Here is an 18,204-nt window from a genome sequence, read left to right on the forward strand (position 1 = left end):
CCTAGGGCACGCGAGTGTCCCGAGTTCTGCCCTTCACCGGTCTGCGCGAGGGTCCTCGTGGTGGAACGCGCGCGATGTGCACGTCAGCGCCGGCCCGCCTGCCCGAAAGCGTTAATCAACCGACTATCAACCCGTCCGGAGCAACTCAAACACATGGCCTCCACCACCGTCACCTCGCCGCAGGTAGCCGTCAACGACATCGGCTCCGCCGAGGATTTCCTCGCCGCCATCGACGCCACGATCAAGTACTTCAACGATGGCGACATCGTCGAAGGCACCATCGTCAAGGTCGATCGCGATGAGGTGCTGCTCGACATCGGTTACAAGACCGAAGGCGTCATCCCGTCCCGCGAGCTCTCGATCAAGCACGATGTCGACCCCAATGAGGTCGTGTCGGTGGGCGACGAGGTCGAGGCCCTGGTCCTCACCAAGGAGGACAAGGAAGGCCGCCTGATCCTGTCCAAGAAGCGTGCGCAATACGAGCGCGCCTGGGGCACGATCGAGGAGCTCAAGGAGAAGGACGAGGCCGTCAAGGGCACCGTCATCGAGGTCGTCAAGGGCGGCCTGATCCTCGACATCGGCCTGCGTGGCTTCCTGCCCGCGTCGCTCGTCGAGATGCGTCGCGTCCGCGACCTCCAGCCGTACGTCGGCAAGGAGATCGAGGCCAAGATCATCGAGCTCGACAAGAACCGCAACAACGTGGTCCTGTCGCGCCGCGCATGGCTCGAGCAGACCCAGTCCGAGGTCCGCAGCGAGTTCCTGCACCAGCTCCAGAAGGGCCAGGTCCGCAAGGGCGTCGTGTCCTCCATCGTCAACTTCGGCGCGTTCGTCGATCTCGGCGGTGTCGACGGACTCGTGCACGTCTCCGAGCTGTCCTGGAAGCACATCGACCACCCGTCCGAGGTTGTCGAGGTCGGCACCGAGGTCACCGTCGAGGTTCTCGACGTCGATCTCGACCGCGAGCGCGTGTCCCTCTCGCTCAAGGCGACGCAGGAAGATCCGTGGCGTCAGTTCGCCCGCACCCACGCGATCGGTCAGATCGTTCCGGGCAAGGTCACCAAGCTGGTTCCGTTCGGTGCGTTCGTGCGCGTCGAAGAGGGCATCGAGGGCCTCGTCCACATCTCCGAGCTGGCCGAGCGCCACGTCGAGGTTCCGGACCAGGTTGTCGCAGTCGGCGACGACGCGATGGTCAAGGTCATCGACATCGACCTCGAGCGTCGTCGTATCTCGCTGTCGCTGAAGCAGGCGAACGAGGACTACACTGCGGAGTTCGATCCGTCGAAGTACGGCATGGCCGACAGCTACGACGAGCAGGGCAACTACATCTTCCCCGAGGGCTTCGATCCCGAGACCAACGAATGGCTCGAGGGCTTCGAGAAGCAGCGTGAGGAGTGGGAGTCCCGCTACGCGGAGGCCGAGCGTCGTCACAAGATGCACACCGCTCAGATCGAGAAGATGGCTGCCGACGAGGCTGCCGAGGCTGCTGCCGGCGTGTCCAGCAGCAACTACTCTTCGGACTCGGCTCCCGAGGCCAGCGAGGTCGAGACCACCGGTGGCGGCTCGCTCGCCAGCGATGCTCAGCTCGCTGCACTGCGCGAGAAGCTGTCGGGCAACGCCTGATAGAGCGTTTCACGGAAGACCCCGCACCGCGTCCGGTGCGGGGTCTTCCGCGTTTCGAGGATCGTTCGGGGCGGTGCCGTAGGGCTGTGGAGGATGATCCGGTCGAACGCCCGACGGCCCCTCCCACATGGGAGGGGCCGTCGGGCGTGTCGTGCTCGGAATCCGTGTCGGTACGGACGCTTTCCGCGGTGTCAGCCCACGGCCGGCGTCGCCCACTGCGTCGGCAGTCCGGCTGCGCGCTTACGAATTGCGGCCTGGCTGTGGCGTGCGTTACTCAGGAGCATCGTGAACCAATTGCGTCGGTGCTCCGAGAGTGCGGCGGCCACCTCGGGGATGAGGATGCAGTGAACACCGTTTTCCATGCCGAGGCGATGCCGACCTGGTGATGATTGGGAGGATCGCATTCTTGCCTTCTCGAGTGGACTGGACTCCGTGGTCGGACGCTTCTGAACGACGATATCCGACCGAGAGACTCGAATGCCGCATTTGACCCAGGTGGGAGGCGTGTTTCACTCGTGGCCGGAAACTTGCGATCGGCCTGTGACCCGCTCGTGACCGCGATGTGACTGCCGCGGCCCGAGTTTCGAGACCGGGGTCGATGATGCAAGACTGGGCGGCGTGTTGCGAATGGGGTTGACCGGAGGCATCGGCGCGGGGAAGTCGACCGTGGCGAAAGAGCTTGTCGAACTCGGGGCGGTTCTCGTCGACGCCGACGTCATTGCGCGGGAGATCGTGGCGCCGGGATCGGAGGGGCTCGCGGAACTGGTCGACGCGTTCGGCGACGATATTCTGCTTCCCGACGGCTCACTTGATCGTCCGGTGCTTGCCGAGAAGGCGTTCGTGACCGACGAAGCGCGTGGCGTGCTCAATGCGATCACTCATCCCCGGGTCGGCCGGCGCACCGCCGAACTCGTCGAGGCAGCCGCAGACGATGCCATCCTCGTGCAGGACATTCCGCTGCTCGTCGAAGGCTCCATGGCCCCGGCGTTCCATCTCGTGGCGGTCGTGCACGCCGGCGAAGACGAACGCCTGCGCCGACTCGTGGAGCTGCGGGGGATGCCCGAATCCGACGCAAAGGCCCGGATCCGTGCGCAGGCCACCGAGGACCAGCGTCGTGAAGTTGCCGACGTGTGGCTCGACAACACCGGTGAGCCCGACGCCGTCGTCGAGACCGTCCGGCGGTTGTGGGAACAGCGACTGGTGCCGTTCGAGCAGAACATCCGTACTCGCACTGCGGTGCACGCCGACCCGGTTCTCGGACCGGCCCAGCCTCGATGGGTCGAGCAGGCTCAGCGTCTCGTGGCGCGGCTGGCGCTCGCATGCGGCGGACATGCGGTGCGCATCGATCATGTGGGATCGACGGCCGTGCCCGGACTCGACGCGGTGGACATGCTCGATCTCCAAGTCACCGTCCCTGATCTCGCGGCCGCCGATGCGCTCCTCGAGCCGCTGGTCGCGGCGGGGTTCCCCCGGATCGAGCAGGTCGACCACGACATCCCGAAGCCGTCCTACGGCGTGGGAGGCGAGACCGACCCTGCGGTGTGGTCGATGAGGCTGCACGGCAGTGCCGACCCCGGTCGTCCCGCGCGGGTGGCGCTGCGGGTCGATGGGTGGCCCGGGCAGCAGTTCTCCCTGCTCCTGCGCGACTGGTTGCGGGCCGACGCGGACGCGGTTCAAGAATACGTGGAGGTCAAGCGCGCAGCTGCTCGGTCGGCGGCCGATGAAGCCGATCCGCTGCGTGCTGCGTCGGTCTACCGAGAGGCCAAGGCCCCGTGGTTCGACCGGGCCTACCGTCGAGCGTGGGACTGGGCGGAAGCGACCGGCCGGTCGATCTAGGCTCTCCTGCCCGGTGACCATGCCGGTTGGTGCCCTGGGTGAGCTCTGTCGCGAGACCGGGGAATACCTCGGTGTGGCAGTCCGTTAAAGTAGTTGACTATTCAACAACATGACGGAGGTCCGGACGTGCAATTCGGTATTTTCACCATCGGAGATGTGACCCGCGATCCCACGACAGGGCGCATTCCCACGGAACACGACCGCATCGTCGCCATGACGAAGATCGCCCTCGCTGCCGAAGAGGTCGGGCTCGACGTCTTCGCTACGGGAGAGCACCACAATCCGCCGTTCGTGCCGTCGTCGCCGACGACGATGCTCGGTTGGATCGCCGCCAAGACCGAGAACCTCATCCTCTCTACAGCGACGACACTGATCACGACCAACGATCCGGTCAAGATCGCCGAAGACTTCGCGATGCTGCAGCACCTCTCCGGAGGGCGCGTCGATCTGATGATGGGCCGTGGCAATACCGGACCGGTCTACCCGTGGTTCGGCAAGGACATCCGTCAGGGCATCCCGCTGGCAATCGAGAACTATCACCTGCTGCGTCGCCTGTGGCGCGAGAAGGTCGTGGACTGGGAAGGGAAGTTCCGCACCCCGCTGCACGGATACACCTCCACCCCGATGCCCTTGGACGACACCCCGCCGTTCGTCTGGCACGGGTCGATCCGCTCTCCCGAGATCGCCGAGCAGGCCGCCTTCTACGGTGACGGATTCTTCCACAACAACATCTTCTGGAACAGGGAACACATCCAGCAGATGATCACGCTCTACCGCAACCGGTTCGAGGCGTACGGGCACGGCGCCGCGGATCAGGCCATCGTCGGGCTCGGTGGGCAGGTCTTCATGGCCGACACGGAAGCCGAGGCCAAGCGCCGGTTCCGGCCGTACTTCGACAACGCACCCGTGTACGGCCACGGACCGTCGCTCGAGGAGTTCGGGGCGATGACCCCGTTGACGGTGGGCACTCCCGAGCAGGTCATCGAGCGCACCCTCGGATTCGCGGACTACGCCGGGGACTACCAGCGTCAGCTCTTCCTCATGGATCACGCGGGTCTGCCGCTCGACGTCGTTCTCGAACAGATCGAGATTCTCGGTCGTGAGGTCGTGCCGGTGCTTCGCGCCGAGTTCGAGCGTCGTCGCCCCGCGCACGTACCATCGGATCCGCCGACCCACACTTCGCTGGCGGCGGCGGGACCGGACTCGCCGCATCGACTCGTCGTGCCGGCCACGATCGACACGGAGGCCGTGGGGGCGTCGAAATGACCCGCCGCCTGATCGTCGTCACCGCAGGACTGTCGCAACCGTCGTCCACGCGACTGCTGTCCGACAGGATCGCCGATGCGGTGATCGCTGCGATCGGAGCGCGCGGTGAGGCGGTCGACGTCGAAGTCGTGGAACTGCGTGATCTCGCAGGTGATCTCGCGACCATGATGACCACGCAGATTCCGACGCCCGCGCTGGCGGAGGTCCGTGAACGAGTGTCGCGGGCGGACGGGTTGGTCGCAGTGACACCCGTGTTCACGGCGAGCTACAGCGGGTTGTTCAAGATGTTCTTCGACGCCCTCGATGCCGACGCCGTGCGCGGCATGCCGACGATCATCGCTGCCACCGCGGGGTCAGCACGCCACTCACTCGTACTCGACCACGCGATGCGGCCGTTGTTCGCGTTCCTGGGAGCGGTCGTCGTGCCTACGGGAATCTTCGCTGCCACCGAAGATTTCGGGAGTGGGGAGAGCACGGGCGAGGAAGGACTGTCCGGACGTATCCGCCGCGCCGCGGACGAACTCGCGGCGCTCATCGTGGCCGACACAGGAGGCGTCGACGGTTTCGTCCCCACGAGTACGACCCGGCCACGGAGATCCGGCAACACCGTGCCCGGTGTATCGATGGGAACCGGTGGCTCCGCGTTCGAGGTGCTGCTGCAGCCCCACCTGAAGTGACGGCATGGAGTGCTCGGTGCAGATCGGCCCGTAGGGCGACGAATGTGTCGCTCCTGCGGGCCGATTCGCATGCCGCGAGTGCGGGTCAGATGAGATCTTCACCATTTCGGCGGGCTTCGAGCCACTCCTTGATGAAGCCGCGGCCGAGGACGAACAACACGAGTGCCACCAGTGCAGGCCAGATCAGAACGTAGAGGGTCAGGGCAAGGGTGCTCACTAGGGCACCATCCTTTCTGCAGCCCTATCGGTTAGGGTTGTGATCTCTCGGTACCGGTGGGTGCACGGCCCTGTGTGCACGCCCTTCGAGGGCCAGCATGAGTACTGCCGGCCCCGCCGGGCCGGGAGCCGTCGACCGGCGTCAGGAACATGCCCCAACGAGGGCCGATCAGTGAGCTTCCGGCAGCGGCTCCCCACTCCGAGCAGATCGCGTGACGACCTGTGAGGAGAACACCTATGTTCGTAGGCTGGGACCGGGGCAACACCGCCCACGACATGACCGTCATCAACGCTGAGGGCGAGCGCGTGTACCGCATGACGGTCCCGCACACCGAGGATGGCATCGGCCGTGCGATCACCGCACTCGCCGACCACGGTCATGCGACCGATCTGCCGGTAGCCATCGAGACGACCCGCGGCCTCGTCGTGGACCGCCTCCTCGCCGCCGGACATCCTGTTATTCCGATACATCCCAATGCCTTTCACGCTGCCAGGCCGCGATGGGGTGCGGCTCGCGCCAAGAGCGACCCGGGCGACTCGTTCACGCTCGCCGACTACGCCCGCACCGACGGGCACCGCCTGCGGCGTCTGACCGGAACCGGGGTCGAAACCCTCGAGTTGCAGGCGTTGACCCGCCAGCGTGGCGATCAACTCGAGTTGCGGACCGCGGCAGTCAACCAGCTCGCGGCACTTCTCGACACCTACTGGCCCGGCGGCAAGACCGTCTTCGCTGCACTGCACTCTGTGATCGCACTGGCGTTCCTCGACCGCTATCCGACCCCGCAAGCCGCCGCGGCACTGACACCCAAGCGGATGGAGGCCTTCTGCCGCAAGCACAGCTACAGCGGTCGCCGATCGGGTGTCGCCCTCACCGAACGCATGGGCAGCGCGCCTCAGTCGGCCGCACGACTCTCGGAACCTGTTGTTGCACAGTTGATCAGATCGCAGGTGGCGATCGTACGTGCGCTGCAGAGCGGGATCGACGCACTCGACAAGATCATCTCCGAGAAGGTCGCCGCCCATCCCTACGCCCCACTGCTGGCCCACCTTCCGAGGATCGGTGTGCTCAACCTCGCGCAGATCATCGGCGAGGTCGGACCGATCCTCGAACGAGTCACCAGCTTCGACCAGCTCGCCGCCGAGACCGGCGTGGCACCGATCACCCGCGCGTCCGGCAAGAGTCACGTCGTCTGCTTCCGCCACGCCACCAACCGCCGCGCCCGACAAGCCCTGCACACCTGGTTCGACAACACTCGCCACGCGGACCCCTGGGCTCGGCAACGTTACGCCGACGCCCGCGCTCGCGGACAGCGACACCCTCACGCACTGCGAACTCTCGGACGGTCCTGGCTCCGCATCATCTGGGCCTGTTGGCGCACCGAAACCCCCTACGATCCCGAACATCGCAGTACCCGAAACCAACCGCTCGCAGCGTAGAGGTTGACTCAGGAATCCCATGCGCGGTCCTTCGTCAGAGTCTGGTCGTTGTCGGAATCTCCGTCCGGGTCGCTCTCGACCGGGTCGAAATCACCGACGCGCTGCGCGATCACGTCGAAGTCGAACTCTTCCTTGCTGTTCGCCGACATCGCCCAGCACACCACCGTGCTCACCGCATACGCCACCAGCGACGCGCTCAGCACCGCATAGTCGTGCAGGAAGCCGATCGCAAACGGGGCGGCGATCAATGCCGTCGCGACCGCGACGATCCGCGCGACACGCAGTCCGAAGAACCCGAACGCCATCAACCCGGCGATCACACCGACACCGACCACCGAGACGACATCGACGAGGTAGCCGACCACACCGTCCATCGAGAACCAACCGAATCGCACCGGCAGGAACAGTGCGAGTGCGAGCAGCACCGACGTGGTGAACGCCTTGTTGGTGACCTTGCTCCAGTAGAAGCTGGCGATCACGGGGAAGACCAGGGCACCCCACAGCGCGCCGACGAAAACCAGCAGATCGAGGATGTTCAAGCGCATGCTCGCGAATCCGACTGCCGCAGCGGTAGCGAGCACCATGGTGGCTCGGCCCACGAACAGCATTCGCTTGGGATCTGCGTGCTCCTTGCCGCCTGCGATGTTCTGGCCGTAGATGTCGGCCATCACGATCGACGACAGGGCAGCGAGATCGGAGTCCGCGGTGGACGACAGGGCGCCGATGATCATGACGAAGAACAGGACCACCAGGACCGCCGGGAGGTATGACGCCACCATCTGCGGAATGATGTTGTTGACGTCCCCGTCCATCGGGTCGATTCCGAGGTACAGCGCGAGCACACCGAACATACCGACGCCGATGACCGTCGCGCCGTATCCGACGGTCGCCGTGATGAAAGTCGGCTTGATCAGATCCTCGCGCACCGCGAAGAGGCGCTGGGCAATCGTCTGGTTGCCGATCGCATAGGCCAGGACCGCCGCGATGTACGGCGCGCCCTGATTGAGGAACGCGTCGCTCGAGAAGAAGTTGCTCTGCTGTTCGGTGAGGTTGCTCGCGCCGACGTCGAAGGCGTCGGGGAAGCCGGTGATGAAGAAAACTGCCGGAATGATCACGACGACCGCTCCGAGCATGGCGACCACCTGGACGAAGTCGGTGAGCACTGACGCCCTGAATCCCGACCACAGCGTGTACAGGAGGACGCCGGCGGCGACGAACACCACGCCTTGCACGAAGGAGAACGGTGAGAGCATCGAGATGAGTACGCCGCCTGCGATGAAGTTCGACATCAGGCTGATGAGGCTGCCGACCACGTTCGATCCGGCGAGCATCAACTGGCTCGAGGCACCGTGACGCGCGTACATGACCTCGGCGAGGGTGTGCGCCTTGGGTGCAACCGCGCGAATCCGCTTGCCGAATGGGTAGATGAACAGAATCATCAACGCACCCCAGAGTCCGTAGTGGATGGGGCCGGAAATACCGTAGGTATATCCCGAGGTTGCGGACGCATAGAGCGAGGACGCCCAGATCCACGTTGCAGTCATACTTGCTGCTGAGACGCCGAATCCGATTTTGTTTCCGGCGGTCATGTACCCGTCGGCATTTTCGTTCTTCTTGCCGATCCGGGTCGAAATGAGAAATGTTCCACCATAGAATAAAACAAGCAACAGAACAACTGTCACGGCACTGAACTGAACGAGCTCGGTGCTGTCCAATGCAACCTCCTTCGTATTCGTGGGTCGCCCGGCGCCGGGCGCAGCGCGATACGAATACGGTTTCGGCTGTGACGACCGGTGGGCGGGCGGGTAAACCCGAGCGACTCGGCACTGCGACGCTGCAGCCGGTCGTTCCGGACACGTGGCTACACGTATCCTGCTGGTGAACGCCCCTTTATGGGCGCACGTCGACGGGGCAGCAGCGGCGCTGCTGCGCGCTCACGACGGTATTCGGGCGCCAGGCATGTCGGCAGGGAGGGGTTTCCTCGTCCTGCCGATATTCACTACCCTCCGGACGCTGGTCCGGAGTTGTTCTGCTGTGTAATGCAAATGCTCGTCGACCGCGAAACAGTAACATGCCGTGAGTACGGGTAATTACATGGGTCTCGTCGGAGGAGTCGCATTATGCGATTTCCGGGATGTTTCTACGTGATCCACCCGATATCTCCGCAGGAAATGCGAGTGAATCGTTCGTGGTCCGTCCCGAATTGTCTCAACGCCATTCGACGGGAGAACCCTGGGATGCGAGCCATGCGTCGAGGTCGTGACCATGGGAGGCGATTCCGTCGACCGCAGTCAGGGCGGTGGCCACCGCCCGCTCCGCGTCGTCGGTATCGAGCACCCCGGCAGCCACCGCTGCGAACAGCTCGTCGATGTCCTCGACTCGGGTGCCGCGGCCCGTCGAGACCACCAGGTCGAGGTAGTGATCGCGAGAGTGCCATACGTCGCCGTCGCGCCAGAAGATCCCGACATCGACGTAGCGGTCCTGGTCGCGTTCGTGTCCCGGCCGGAAATGGAAGATCGATGCGCGCAGATGAAGGGACGGCAGCAGCCAGGATTCGAGGTAGTCGAACTGGGGATGATCTGCGGGCCGGCCCATGTACAGACCCCACGGGCGTACTCGGAAGTGCTCGACCGGTCGCACCGTGCCTTTCGGGTCCGTGTTGGTCCGGGCGGTCACGTCGAATCGTTCCACCTTGATCGGATGAAGACGGTGCGGCATGAGGGCACGCTACCGTGATCCAGTGCCGCGAGTACCGAGACGGTCGGCTCGGTGGAGCGGGGGATGTCGGTGGCAGCGCCTACCCTGGATCGCATGGCGTTCGCAAGCGAGCATCCGGTTGTTGCCCATTCCGAGTTCCGCCCGGTCGGTGAGATCGAGCGCACCGACGCACGCTTCGAAGTCGTCAGCGAGTTCGAGCCCGCGGGCGATCAGCCCGCCGCCATCGACGAACTGGAGCGCCGCCTGAGGTCGGGGGAGAAGGACGTCGTCCTGCTCGGTGCCACCGGCACCGGTAAGTCCGCGACCACCGCGTGGCTGATCGAGCGAGTCCAGCGACCCACGCTGGTGATGGCGCCCAACAAGACCCTCGCCGCGCAGCTTGCCAACGAGTTGCGCGAGATGCTCCCCCACAACGCTGTCGAGTACTTCGTCTCCTACTACGACTATTACCAACCCGAGGCGTACATCGCGCAGACCGACACCTACATCGAGAAGGACTCGTCGATCAACGACGATGTCGAGAGACTGCGGCACTCCGCCACCTCTGCGCTGCTCTCCCGTCGCGACGTCGTGGTCGTCGCATCCGTCTCGTGCATCTACGGTCTCGGCACGCCGCAGTCCTATCTCGACCGATCGGTGCAGCTCGAGGTCGGCGTCGAAGTGCCACGAGACGCCCTTCTACGCCTGTTGGTCGACGTGCAGTACACCCGCAACGACATGGCGTTCACACGTGGCTCCTTCCGCGTGAAGGGCGACACCGTCGACATCATCCCTGCGTACGAGGAACTCGCCGTCCGCATCGAGTTCTTCGGCGACGAGATCGACGCCCTCTACTACCTGCATCCGCTCACCGGCGACGTGATTCGCAAGGTCGACTCGCTGCGCATCTTCCCGGCAACGCACTACGTGGCGGGTCCCGAACGTATGGAACGCGCCGTGAACTCGATCGAATCGGAACTCGAGGAACGCCTCGCCGATCTCGAGAATCGTGGCAAGCTCCTCGAGGCGCAACGGCTTCGGATGCGCACCCAATACGATCTCGAGATGATCCGTCAGGTGGGCTTCTGCTCGGGCATCGAGAACTATTCGCGGCATATCGACGGGCGCGGGGCCGGATCGGCGCCCGCTACCCTCATCGACTACTTCCCGGAAGACTTCCTGCTCGTCATCGACGAGTCCCACGTGACAGTGCCGCAGATCGGCGCGATGTACGAGGGCGACATGTCGCGCAAGCGGAACCTCGTCGAATTCGGCTTCCGGCTGCCGTCTGCCGTCGACAACCGTCCCCTGACCTGGGAGGAGTTCTCCGACCGGATCGGTCAGACCGTATATCTGTCGGCGACCCCCGGCGACTACGAACTCGGGCAGGCCGGCGGCGAGTTCGTCGAACAGGTCATCCGGCCCACTGGGCTTGTCGACCCGAAGGTTGTCGTCAAACCCACGAAGGGCCAGATCGACGATCTGCTACACGAGATCCGCGGGCGGGTCGAGCGCGACGAACGCGTTCTCGTGACCACTCTGACGAAGAAGATGGCCGAGGATCTCACCGACTACCTTCTCGAACTCGGGGTCCGTGTGCGGTACCTGCACTCCGATATCGACACCCTGCGCCGTGTCGAACTGCTCCGTCAGCTTCGTCTCGGGGAGTACGACGTACTCATCGGCATCAACCTCCTGCGGGAGGGACTCGACCTCCCCGAGGTGTCGCTCGTGGCGATTCTCGATGCCGACAAGGAAGGATTCCTGCGCTCGACCCGGTCGCTGATCCAGACGATCGGTCGTGCGGCCCGCAACGTCTCCGGCGAAGTCCACATGTACGCCGACAAGATCACCGACTCGATGGCACGAGCCATCGAGGAGACCGAGCGTCGCCGTGAGAAGCAGATCGCGTACAACGTCGAGCGTGGTATCGACCCGCAGCCGCTGCGCAAGAAGATCGCGGACATCCTCGACCAGGTCTACGAGGAGGCCGAGGACTCGGAGAAGATCGAGGTGGGCGGTTCGGGTCGCAACGCAAGTCGCGGGCGTCGAGCACAAGGTGAATCGGGTCGGGGCGGTAGTGCAGGTGTCGTCGAGGGACGCGACCCGAAATCGATGCCCCGCGCGGAACTCGCCGATCTCGTGCAGCAGTTGACCGATCAGATGATGCAGGCCGCCCGCGACCTGCAGTTCGAACTCGCGGCGCGCCTGCGCGACGAGATCTCGGATCTCAAGAAGGAGCTGCGCGGTATGGATGCCGCCGGGCTCCAGTAGTGGGTCCAGGATCGGGTGCCGCAGGTCTGGGTCATATCCGCATACACACGCCATGATGTCGCCGTGCGGTTGCCGTACTGTCCCTCTATATGGATTCCGCTGCCGCCGGTCGCGCCGCCCGCGCCCTCGAGCTCCTTCATTCCTTCACGTATTTCGCTCCGGAAGTGCATTCGGAACTGGGGGAACTCGGTCTCGAGGGCGCTGCAATGAAGTACGTCGCGTCGCGGGTCGCCCCGATGGGCAAGGTCGGACCAGGCGTTGCGACCGCGACGTTCTACAACTTCGCGCCGCGTCTGATCGAGGTGGCCTTACCTGCCGCATGGGAGATCGCCGCACCGTCAGAAGTGTATGAGGCGCGCGTCCGTGGAGTCGATGCGGCGATGAGTCGGTGGCTCGGAGCAGACGTCATTGCTTCGCAGGAGATGACGGAGGCCGCGGAACTGGCTGCGACCGTCGCACGGTCGATTCCCGGTGTCGACGGTCGGGCACTCTTCGCGGGATACGCCGATCAGCCGTGGCCCGAGGCGCCACACCTGGTTTTCTGGCACGCATTGACCCTTCTCCGCGAATACCGCGGGGACGGGCACGTCGCAGCGCTGCAGGGTGCCGGGCTCTCGGGGCTCGATGCGCTCGTCACGCACACCGCGAGCGGGATCGGGTTCAGTGCGGAATTCGCGAAGGCGAACAGGGGCTGGACCACCGATGAATGGGATGAGACCGAGACGGCATTGCGCTCGGGAGGGTTGATCAACCGTGCCGGTGAACTGACGGGCGACGGATTCGAAGTGCGCGAACTCGTCGAGGATCTCACCGACGATCTCGCAGTCGGCCCGTGGGCTGCGGTGGGGGAGAGGGCGGTCGAGAGGCTGCTCGACCTCGCGGTGCCGTGGCGCGACACGATTGCCGACAGCGGACCGCTCCCCGGCCGGATGTTCGGACCACGTTTCGGTGACGCGAGGTAACACACACAGTAGTGGTCGATGAGGTGTCCACCCCAAACGTCCCATCAGTACCGCCGCGACCGCTAGTGTCTTTGCCAGCATCAGGTGTGGGGGATCGCCTGTTCGATCCGTCGCCACCGATCGGCCACCGCGCCGACACATCATCGATGGAGGACTGAATGACCGCTTACCGGACCATTGTCGTCGGCACCGACGGCTCGGAGTCGTCGTACCGCGCAGTGGAGAAAGCTGCTGCACTCGCCTCGGACGCCGGTGCCAAACTGGTGATCGCGTGCGCGTACTACCCGGCGGATGCCCGCGACACCGCCCAGGCGGCCGACGTCCTCCGCGACGAGGCATACCAGGTCACAGGGTCTGCACCGACCTACGACATCCTCCGTACCGCCCGGGAGAAAGCGACCGTGGCGGGCGCGAAGGACATTGTCGAGCGCCCCATCGTGGGTGCGCCCGTCGATTCCCTGCTGACCCTCATCGGCGAGGTCGAGGCAGACCTCGTCGTCATCGGCAATCGCGGACTCAACACTCTGACCGGCCGGCTCCTCGGGTCCGTGCCGTCGGACGTGGCCCGCAAATCCACCTCCGACGTGCTGATCGTGCACACGGTGCGGTGAGTCAGCAGAACTCCTCGCGCGCGACCACGATGAAAAGCCGGGCGGCATCGTCGCCCGGCATCATCGTGTCCGAGACCGTCGTGGCGTACGCCGCGATCGGCCGAACGACGTCGACCACCTCATCCTCCGGAGCACCGTCCGCCAGTCGGCTGCACAGGCCCCGGCCTACCGCGAGCAGGGTCTCGTCGGGCACCCCCGCAGCCAACCCCGAGTCGGCCAACGCGTTCTTGAATCGCATCGCGTGCGAATCGAGCAACGGTGCCTTCTGCTCCGGGCGAGCACTCGTCGTCGAGGTCGTCGCCGCGGTCGTCGACTGTTCCACGGTGGCGGTGCCGGTGGCACACGACACCGCCGCGGCACCGGCCCCGACCAGCACCAACGTTCGCGCTGCGCGACGACCGGACCTCCGGCCGGGCAACCATCCGAGGGTCAGCACGGCGCCCGATTCCCCGTCGCTTCGCTCGCCCTGCCTGGATTCCCCGTCGCTTCGCTCGCCCGGCCTGGATTCCCCGTCGCTTCGCTCGCTTCGAGTGGGGTCGCAAGTCCCCTGAGGACCCGCGGAAGCGGTGCGGTGTGGATGACGCAGAGGCGCTGTGTCGCGCGCGTCAACGCCACGTACAGGTCGTTGAGTCCGCGCGGCGACGCCGCCCGGATCTCCTCCGGTTCGACGAGGACCACAGAATCGAACTCGAGTCCCTTCACGTCCTTGACGGTCGCCACCCGCACCGATTCCGAGGCCAGGTGCGCCCACTCCTGCGCCAGGCGCGGCGGTACGATTACCGCGGTGAGGCCTGGACCGACCTCGGCATCGACGACCTCACGGGCCGCATCGACGAGCTGGTCCTGATCGATCTGTCGCGCCCACGGCTCGAATCCGGAGTCGCGCACCGAGCGGGGCGGTACCTGCTCGGGATCGATCTCGGCGAGCACGTCGTGCGCGATCCGCATGATCTCGGCGGGCGTCCGATAGTTGACCGTCAGCTCGGCCTTGCGCCATCGATTCTTCACATACGGCTCGAGGATCCGTTGCCACGAGGAGGTTCCCGCTGGGTCACCCGTTTGTGCAGTGTCGCCCACCAAGGTCATCCACCGGTTCGGGATGCGGCGCATCAGCATGCGCCACGCCATGTCCGACAACTCCTGCGCCTCATCGACGATCATGTGCCCGTACGTCCAGGTACGGTCACCTGCAGCTCGTTCGGCCGTGGTCCGGTACTGTTTCAAGTCCTGACGTTCGGCCAGTTGCGACGCATCGATCAGGTCGTACGCCATCAACAGCTCGGGATCGAGTTCGTCCTCCAGATCCTGCGGTGCGGAACCGGTGAGGATGTCCAGGGCGCCCTGGGCATCGGCGATCTGCTTGCGCCACCGCTTGGCGGCACCTTCGCGTTCTGCCGCGTCGTCGATGCCCAGCAGCTCGGCGAGCTCGTCGAGCAATGGTGCATCCGCGGCACTGAAACCGGCGTGCGGGCCTGGTCGATGCAGAGTGTCGATCTGGCCGTCGGTGAGGTTCGGGGCTGCGGTTGCGAGACGCTCTTTCGACGCCAGCAGATCCGAGAGCACCCGCTGCGGTGACAGTGTGGGCCACAGTGAGTCGATCGCGGCCACGATGTCGGCATCCGCCCGCATTTCCGAGCGGATGTCGTCGATGTCGTCGCGGCTCAGGAGATTTCCGCCGTTCACGAGATCCGCGCCGATGATCTCCGCCATCTGATCGGCAAGCGCTTCGATGACACCGGACACGAAGATCGGCCGGGCCAGGTTGTGCGGGCGACGCGACGACCGCGCGCGGCCGCGGGCACGGGTGACCATCTTGCGATCGAGTGTGAGCCGGTAGGTGTCGAAGGCGATGGGCATCGGCTTCGACGGCACCTCCTGGCGGTCGCGCACCGCCTTCTTCAGGATGTCCACCATGTCGAGGGACCCCTTGATCTCGCCGGCCTCGAAGTCGTCGTCGAGAGTGGCTGTCACTCCGGGGTAGAGGTCGCCGACAGTGGACAGCAGCACTCCCGTTTCACCCAGCGACGGCAGCACCTGGCCGATGTAGTCGAGGAACGTCGAGTTGGGTCCGACGATGAGCACGCCGCTCTTCGCCAGTTGTCTGCGATAGGTGTAGAGCAGATATGCGGCCCGGTGCAGAGCGACCGCGGTCTTGCCGGTGCCGGGGCCGCCCTGTACCACGAGCACGCTCTTGTGCTCGGAGCGGATGATTGCGTCCTGCTCCGACTGGATCGTCGCGACGATGTCGTGCATCTGCCCGGTGCGGGCTGCATTGAGGGCGTCGAGGAGTGCCGACTCGCCGGCGACGCCCCCTGCGGAGCCGACGTTCGCGTGCTCCCGTGCCGTGTCGAGGTCGAGATACTCGTCGTTGAGGGCCGTCACGGTGCGGTTGCGGCTCCGGATATGGCGGCGCAGGACCACCCCGTCGGGTGCTGCGGGTGTGGCCAGATAGAACGGCCGGGCGAGGGGAGCGCGCCAGTCGAGCAGCAGCGATTCGTAGTCGTTGTCCTCGTCGAGGATGCCGATGCGTCCGATGTATCGGGCCTCGGTGCGGCCGCTGCCGGTGTCCGGGTCGTCGTTCTGTTCGGTGTCGCGGACATCGACTTCACGGACATCGACGCGGCCGAAGCACAGTCCGTGTTCGGCCGCGTCGTACTTGGCGAGATCCTCGGTGTACATCTGGGTGAACGATTCGCGTTCGCTGCGTGCCTGGGGCGTGCCGCCAGTTTCGAGCAGCACCCGCTTCAAGCGCGTCTTGGTGTACTCACGCAGTTCGTCGAGGTGCGTATACAGCGTCGACAGGTAGCGCTGCTCGTGCTCGAGGTCGGGATGGGGCGCGCCATCATCCGGCACATGAACTCCTCGGGTTGGAACGATTCGAACGCGCAGGCACGTCGAGGAAAGTGTCCAAGGAGTCTAGTTCGGCCGGGGCCGATGTGCAGAAATCCGGCGCGTCCGCCGAGGTGTCCGATGGGACCCGAGGCTCCTACCGGAGCTTCTTCTCGAGTGCCTTCTCGGCCTTCGCCGCCTTCTTCCCAGCTTTCTCCGCGCGTGCCCGGGCTTGCTGCGCGTTCTCGAGTGCCTTCGCATTCAGTTCCGAGGACCGTTCTTCGGCCAGGTGCGCCAGCTCGGTCCCTCGATCGAGGGTGGTCTCCCACCACTTCGAGCCGCGTCGACGCGCAACCTCGGCGTACTCGGGGGCGCGGTTCCGGGCACGTTCGAGGAGTTCGGTGCTGCGTTCCTTTGCGGTGTCCGTGAGTTCGGGGGCGTGCTCCTTGGCTGCGTCGAGCAGCTCGGTACCGCGGTCGCGTGCGACTGCGGCCAGTTCGGGTCCGCGCTCACGGGCGACCTCGAGGATCTCCGTGCCGCGGTCGCGTGCGACCTCGGCTAATTCGGGTGCACGTTCCTTGGCCTTCTCGAGAAGGGTGCTTCCCTGCTGGCTTGCCTCCTCGGTGAGGGATTTCACTCGTTCGGAGACGGTGTGCAGGGCGTCGCCGGTCGCGTGATCCGATGTCGATCCGGGCAGGGCCGCCACCACGGCCTCCTGCGCGTGGCGTGCCGCGCGTCGGCCTCGCCATCCGAGGGACGGCTTGCCTTCGGTATCGACGGATGCGAGCAGCAATCCGCCGAGCAGTCCGACATTCTTGAGGAACTGTGTGCGGTGCTGGGCCCGCTCGGCGGGATCGTCGTAGTTCCAGAAGTCGTGGCCGGCCACGGTCGTCGGTACCACCGTCCCGGCCAGTGCGAGGGCCGAGATCCGCGGCCATTTGCCGATCGCAAGAAGCGCACCGGCACCGACCTGGACCGCGGCGTTGATCTGCACCAGCGTCTCCGGATTGCTGGGTAGCCGGTCGGTGACCGAATCGGGTGCGACGCCGATCATCTGGTCCAACCCGGTCTGGGCCGCGGCGGCCTTGGGCGCGGGATTTCGCAGGGCATCGATTCCCCCTGCGATGAAGATGGACGCGAGCATCGGACGAGCAATCCTTCGGACGATCATGTGCAGCCTCTTTCTCCGCTGTCGCTGTGTGTTCAGACCCTGTCACGTGTACCCGAATCGGACCCGAAATATGCGAGATCCTCGCGCACAATTGTTCGCGGGATGAATTCGGAAGAGACGGAAATGATTGATATGCCGAAGAATTGTCCGTGCATCGAGCGTGAACAGCTACCAGCCCCTGAATCGCTCGGGCGTGAACCGGATCGGCACCGCGTAGTCGGCGCGGAAGCGTTCCGGGGTCATGCCGAGGGACTCGATGTCGTGGTCGTACTTGGCGACGAAGCGGGCCCACTCGGCATCATCGACGGCGGTATCGGCTACAGCACTGGCGGTGATGACCGCCACCCGGCCACCGTGGGTGTCGCTGTTGAGGTTCAAGCTCACCCGCGGTTGCCCAGCGATGTTGCGCAGCTTGGCTGTGCCGGGCTGGGAGAACATCAGGACGGTGTCGTCGGACCAGAGGAACCAGACCGGCGTCGGTACGGGGGACCCGTGCTGATCGACGGTAGTGAGCCAGAGCACTCGCTCCTCGTCGAGGCGGTCGGTGACGGACGTGGGAATAGACGGTGTCGCAGTCCGGGGCATCGTTCTGTCCTTTCGTCGAGGCA

At 65.2% G+C, this 18,204-nt stretch carries 16 protein-coding genes; 8 read left to right on the forward strand and 8 right to left on the reverse strand.

Annotated elements, in window-relative coordinates:
* Nucleotides 1-153: 153 nt before the first annotated feature.
* Nucleotides 154-1,620, forward strand: coding sequence for a 30S ribosomal protein S1 (rpsA, locus tag Q7514_RS21155; RefSeq protein WP_330135207.1), 1,467 nt, complete (start codon nucleotides 154-156; stop codon nucleotides 1,618-1,620).
* Nucleotides 1,621-1,811: 191 nt separating this feature from the next.
* Here the strand turns inward: rpsA and Q7514_RS21160 are convergent, their stop codons facing one another.
* Complete coding sequence (locus Q7514_RS21160; RefSeq protein WP_330135208.1) at nucleotides 1,812-2,024, reverse strand: hypothetical protein; 213 nt, start codon at nucleotides 2,022-2,024, stop codon at nucleotides 1,812-1,814.
* 214 nt (nucleotides 2,025-2,238) lie between these two features.
* Between Q7514_RS21160 and coaE the strand changes: the two genes are divergently transcribed.
* The 3 genes from coaE (at nucleotide 2,239) to Q7514_RS21175 (ending at nucleotide 5,399) form a co-directional block, all read left to right on the forward strand.
* Nucleotides 2,239-3,456: a dephospho-CoA kinase gene (coaE, locus tag Q7514_RS21165; RefSeq protein WP_330135209.1), complete on the forward strand. Its 1,218-nt coding sequence runs from the start codon at nucleotides 2,239-2,241 to the stop codon at nucleotides 3,454-3,456.
* A gap of 126 nt (nucleotides 3,457-3,582) precedes the next feature.
* Nucleotides 3,583-4,722, forward strand: a complete 1,140-nt coding sequence (locus Q7514_RS21170; protein ID WP_330135210.1) for an LLM class flavin-dependent oxidoreductase — start codon at nucleotides 3,583-3,585, stop codon at nucleotides 4,720-4,722.
* On the forward strand, nucleotides 4,719-5,399 hold the full coding sequence (locus Q7514_RS21175) for an FMN reductase (RefSeq protein WP_330135211.1): 681 nt from the start codon (nucleotides 4,719-4,721) through the stop codon (nucleotides 5,397-5,399). Before Q7514_RS21170 ends, Q7514_RS21175 begins: the two co-directional genes overlap by 4 nt.
* A gap of 85 nt (nucleotides 5,400-5,484) precedes the next feature.
* Here the strand turns inward: Q7514_RS21175 and Q7514_RS21180 are convergent, their stop codons facing one another.
* Nucleotides 5,485-5,616, reverse strand: a complete 132-nt coding sequence (locus tag Q7514_RS21180; protein ID WP_330135212.1) for a putative transporter small subunit — start codon at nucleotides 5,614-5,616, stop codon at nucleotides 5,485-5,487.
* A 236-nt stretch (nucleotides 5,617-5,852) separates the two neighbouring features.
* Between Q7514_RS21180 and Q7514_RS21185 the strand changes: the two genes are divergently transcribed.
* A complete protein-coding gene (locus Q7514_RS21185) occupies nucleotides 5,853-7,052 on the forward strand; it encodes an IS110 family RNA-guided transposase (RefSeq protein WP_330135213.1) in 1,200 nt (399 codons plus the stop codon).
* Between the two features lie 8 nt (nucleotides 7,053-7,060).
* Here Q7514_RS21185 and Q7514_RS21190 read toward each other — a convergent pair whose 3' ends face one another.
* Together Q7514_RS21190 and Q7514_RS21195 are read right to left on the reverse strand one after the other, a co-directional pair.
* Nucleotides 7,061-8,767 carry a sodium:solute symporter family protein gene (locus Q7514_RS21190; RefSeq protein WP_330135214.1) on the reverse strand — a complete coding sequence of 569 codons (1,707 nt, stop codon included), beginning with the start codon at nucleotides 8,765-8,767 and terminating at the stop codon, nucleotides 7,061-7,063.
* A 493-nt stretch (nucleotides 8,768-9,260) separates the two neighbouring features.
* Nucleotides 9,261-9,770, reverse strand: coding sequence for a DUF402 domain-containing protein (locus Q7514_RS21195; RefSeq protein ID WP_330135215.1), 510 nt, complete (start codon nucleotides 9,768-9,770; stop codon nucleotides 9,261-9,263).
* Between the two features lie 93 nt (nucleotides 9,771-9,863).
* Between Q7514_RS21195 and uvrB the strand changes: the two genes are divergently transcribed.
* The 3 genes from uvrB to Q7514_RS21210 all read left to right on the forward strand — a co-directional run bounded on the left by uvrB (nucleotide 9,864) and on the right by Q7514_RS21210 (nucleotide 13,596).
* On the forward strand, nucleotides 9,864-12,023 hold the full coding sequence (uvrB, locus tag Q7514_RS21200; RefSeq protein ID WP_330135216.1) for an excinuclease ABC subunit UvrB: 2,160 nt from the start codon (nucleotides 9,864-9,866) through the stop codon (nucleotides 12,021-12,023).
* Nucleotides 12,024-12,112: 89 nt separating this feature from the next.
* A complete protein-coding gene (locus tag Q7514_RS21205; RefSeq protein ID WP_330135217.1) occupies nucleotides 12,113-12,985 on the forward strand; it encodes an SCO6745 family protein in 873 nt (290 codons plus the stop codon).
* Between the two features lie 158 nt (nucleotides 12,986-13,143).
* Nucleotides 13,144-13,596 carry a universal stress protein gene (locus tag Q7514_RS21210; RefSeq protein WP_054715656.1) on the forward strand — a complete coding sequence of 151 codons (453 nt, stop codon included), beginning with the start codon at nucleotides 13,144-13,146 and terminating at the stop codon, nucleotides 13,594-13,596.
* 1 nt (nucleotide 13,597) lies between these two features.
* Here the strand turns inward: Q7514_RS21210 and Q7514_RS21215 are convergent, their stop codons facing one another.
* The 4 genes from Q7514_RS21215 to Q7514_RS21230 form a co-directional block, all read right to left on the reverse strand.
* On the reverse strand, nucleotides 13,598-14,032 hold the full coding sequence (locus tag Q7514_RS21215) for a DUF732 domain-containing protein (protein ID WP_330135218.1): 435 nt from the start codon (nucleotides 14,030-14,032) through the stop codon (nucleotides 13,598-13,600).
* A complete protein-coding gene (locus Q7514_RS21220; protein WP_408016147.1) occupies nucleotides 14,026-16,449 on the reverse strand; it encodes a HelD family protein in 2,424 nt (807 codons plus the stop codon). Before Q7514_RS21220 ends, Q7514_RS21215 begins: the two co-directional genes overlap by 7 nt.
* Nucleotides 16,450-16,582: 133 nt before the next feature.
* Nucleotides 16,583-17,596 (reverse strand): DoxX family membrane protein, encoded by a 1,014-nt coding sequence (locus tag Q7514_RS21225; protein WP_330135219.1) that lies wholly within the window; start codon nucleotides 17,594-17,596, stop codon nucleotides 16,583-16,585.
* Nucleotides 17,597-17,764: 168 nt separating this feature from the next.
* Nucleotides 17,765-18,181, reverse strand: coding sequence for a TIGR03667 family PPOX class F420-dependent oxidoreductase (locus Q7514_RS21230; RefSeq protein WP_330135220.1), 417 nt, complete (start codon nucleotides 18,179-18,181; stop codon nucleotides 17,765-17,767).
* Between the last annotated feature and the right edge of the window lie 23 nt (nucleotides 18,182-18,204).

The organism is Rhodococcus artemisiae (assembly GCF_036327795.1).
GTDB lineage: Bacteria > Actinomycetota > Actinomycetes > Mycobacteriales > Mycobacteriaceae > Rhodococcus > Rhodococcus artemisiae.

Bases quoted from the DNA above. Each gene is read 5' to 3' on its own strand.
- Q7514_RS21230 (WP_330135220.1), bottom strand. From the start codon at position 18,181: ATGCCCCGGACTGCGACACCGTCTATTCCCACGTCCGTCACCGACCGC.
- uvrB (WP_330135216.1), top strand. From the start codon at position 9,864: ATGGCGTTCGCAAGCGAGCATCCGGTTGTTGCCCATTCCGAGTTCCGC.
- Q7514_RS21210 (WP_054715656.1), top strand. From the start codon at position 13,144: ATGACCGCTTACCGGACCATTGTCGTCGGCACCGACGGCTCGGAGTCG.
- Q7514_RS21160 (WP_330135208.1), bottom strand. From the start codon at position 2,024: ATGCGATCCTCCCAATCATCACCAGGTCGGCATCGCCTCGGCATGGAA.
- Q7514_RS21185 (WP_330135213.1), top strand. From the start codon at position 5,853: ATGTTCGTAGGCTGGGACCGGGGCAACACCGCCCACGACATGACCGTC.
- rpsA (WP_330135207.1), top strand. From the start codon at position 154: ATGGCCTCCACCACCGTCACCTCGCCGCAGGTAGCCGTCAACGACATC.
- Q7514_RS21205 (WP_330135217.1), top strand. From the start codon at position 12,113: ATGGATTCCGCTGCCGCCGGTCGCGCCGCCCGCGCCCTCGAGCTCCTT.
- Q7514_RS21225 (WP_330135219.1), bottom strand. From the start codon at position 17,596: ATGATCGTCCGAAGGATTGCTCGTCCGATGCTCGCGTCCATCTTCATC.
- Q7514_RS21175 (WP_330135211.1), top strand. From the start codon at position 4,719: ATGACCCGCCGCCTGATCGTCGTCACCGCAGGACTGTCGCAACCGTCG.
- Q7514_RS21195 (WP_330135215.1), bottom strand. From the start codon at position 9,770: ATGCCGCACCGTCTTCATCCGATCAAGGTGGAACGATTCGACGTGACC.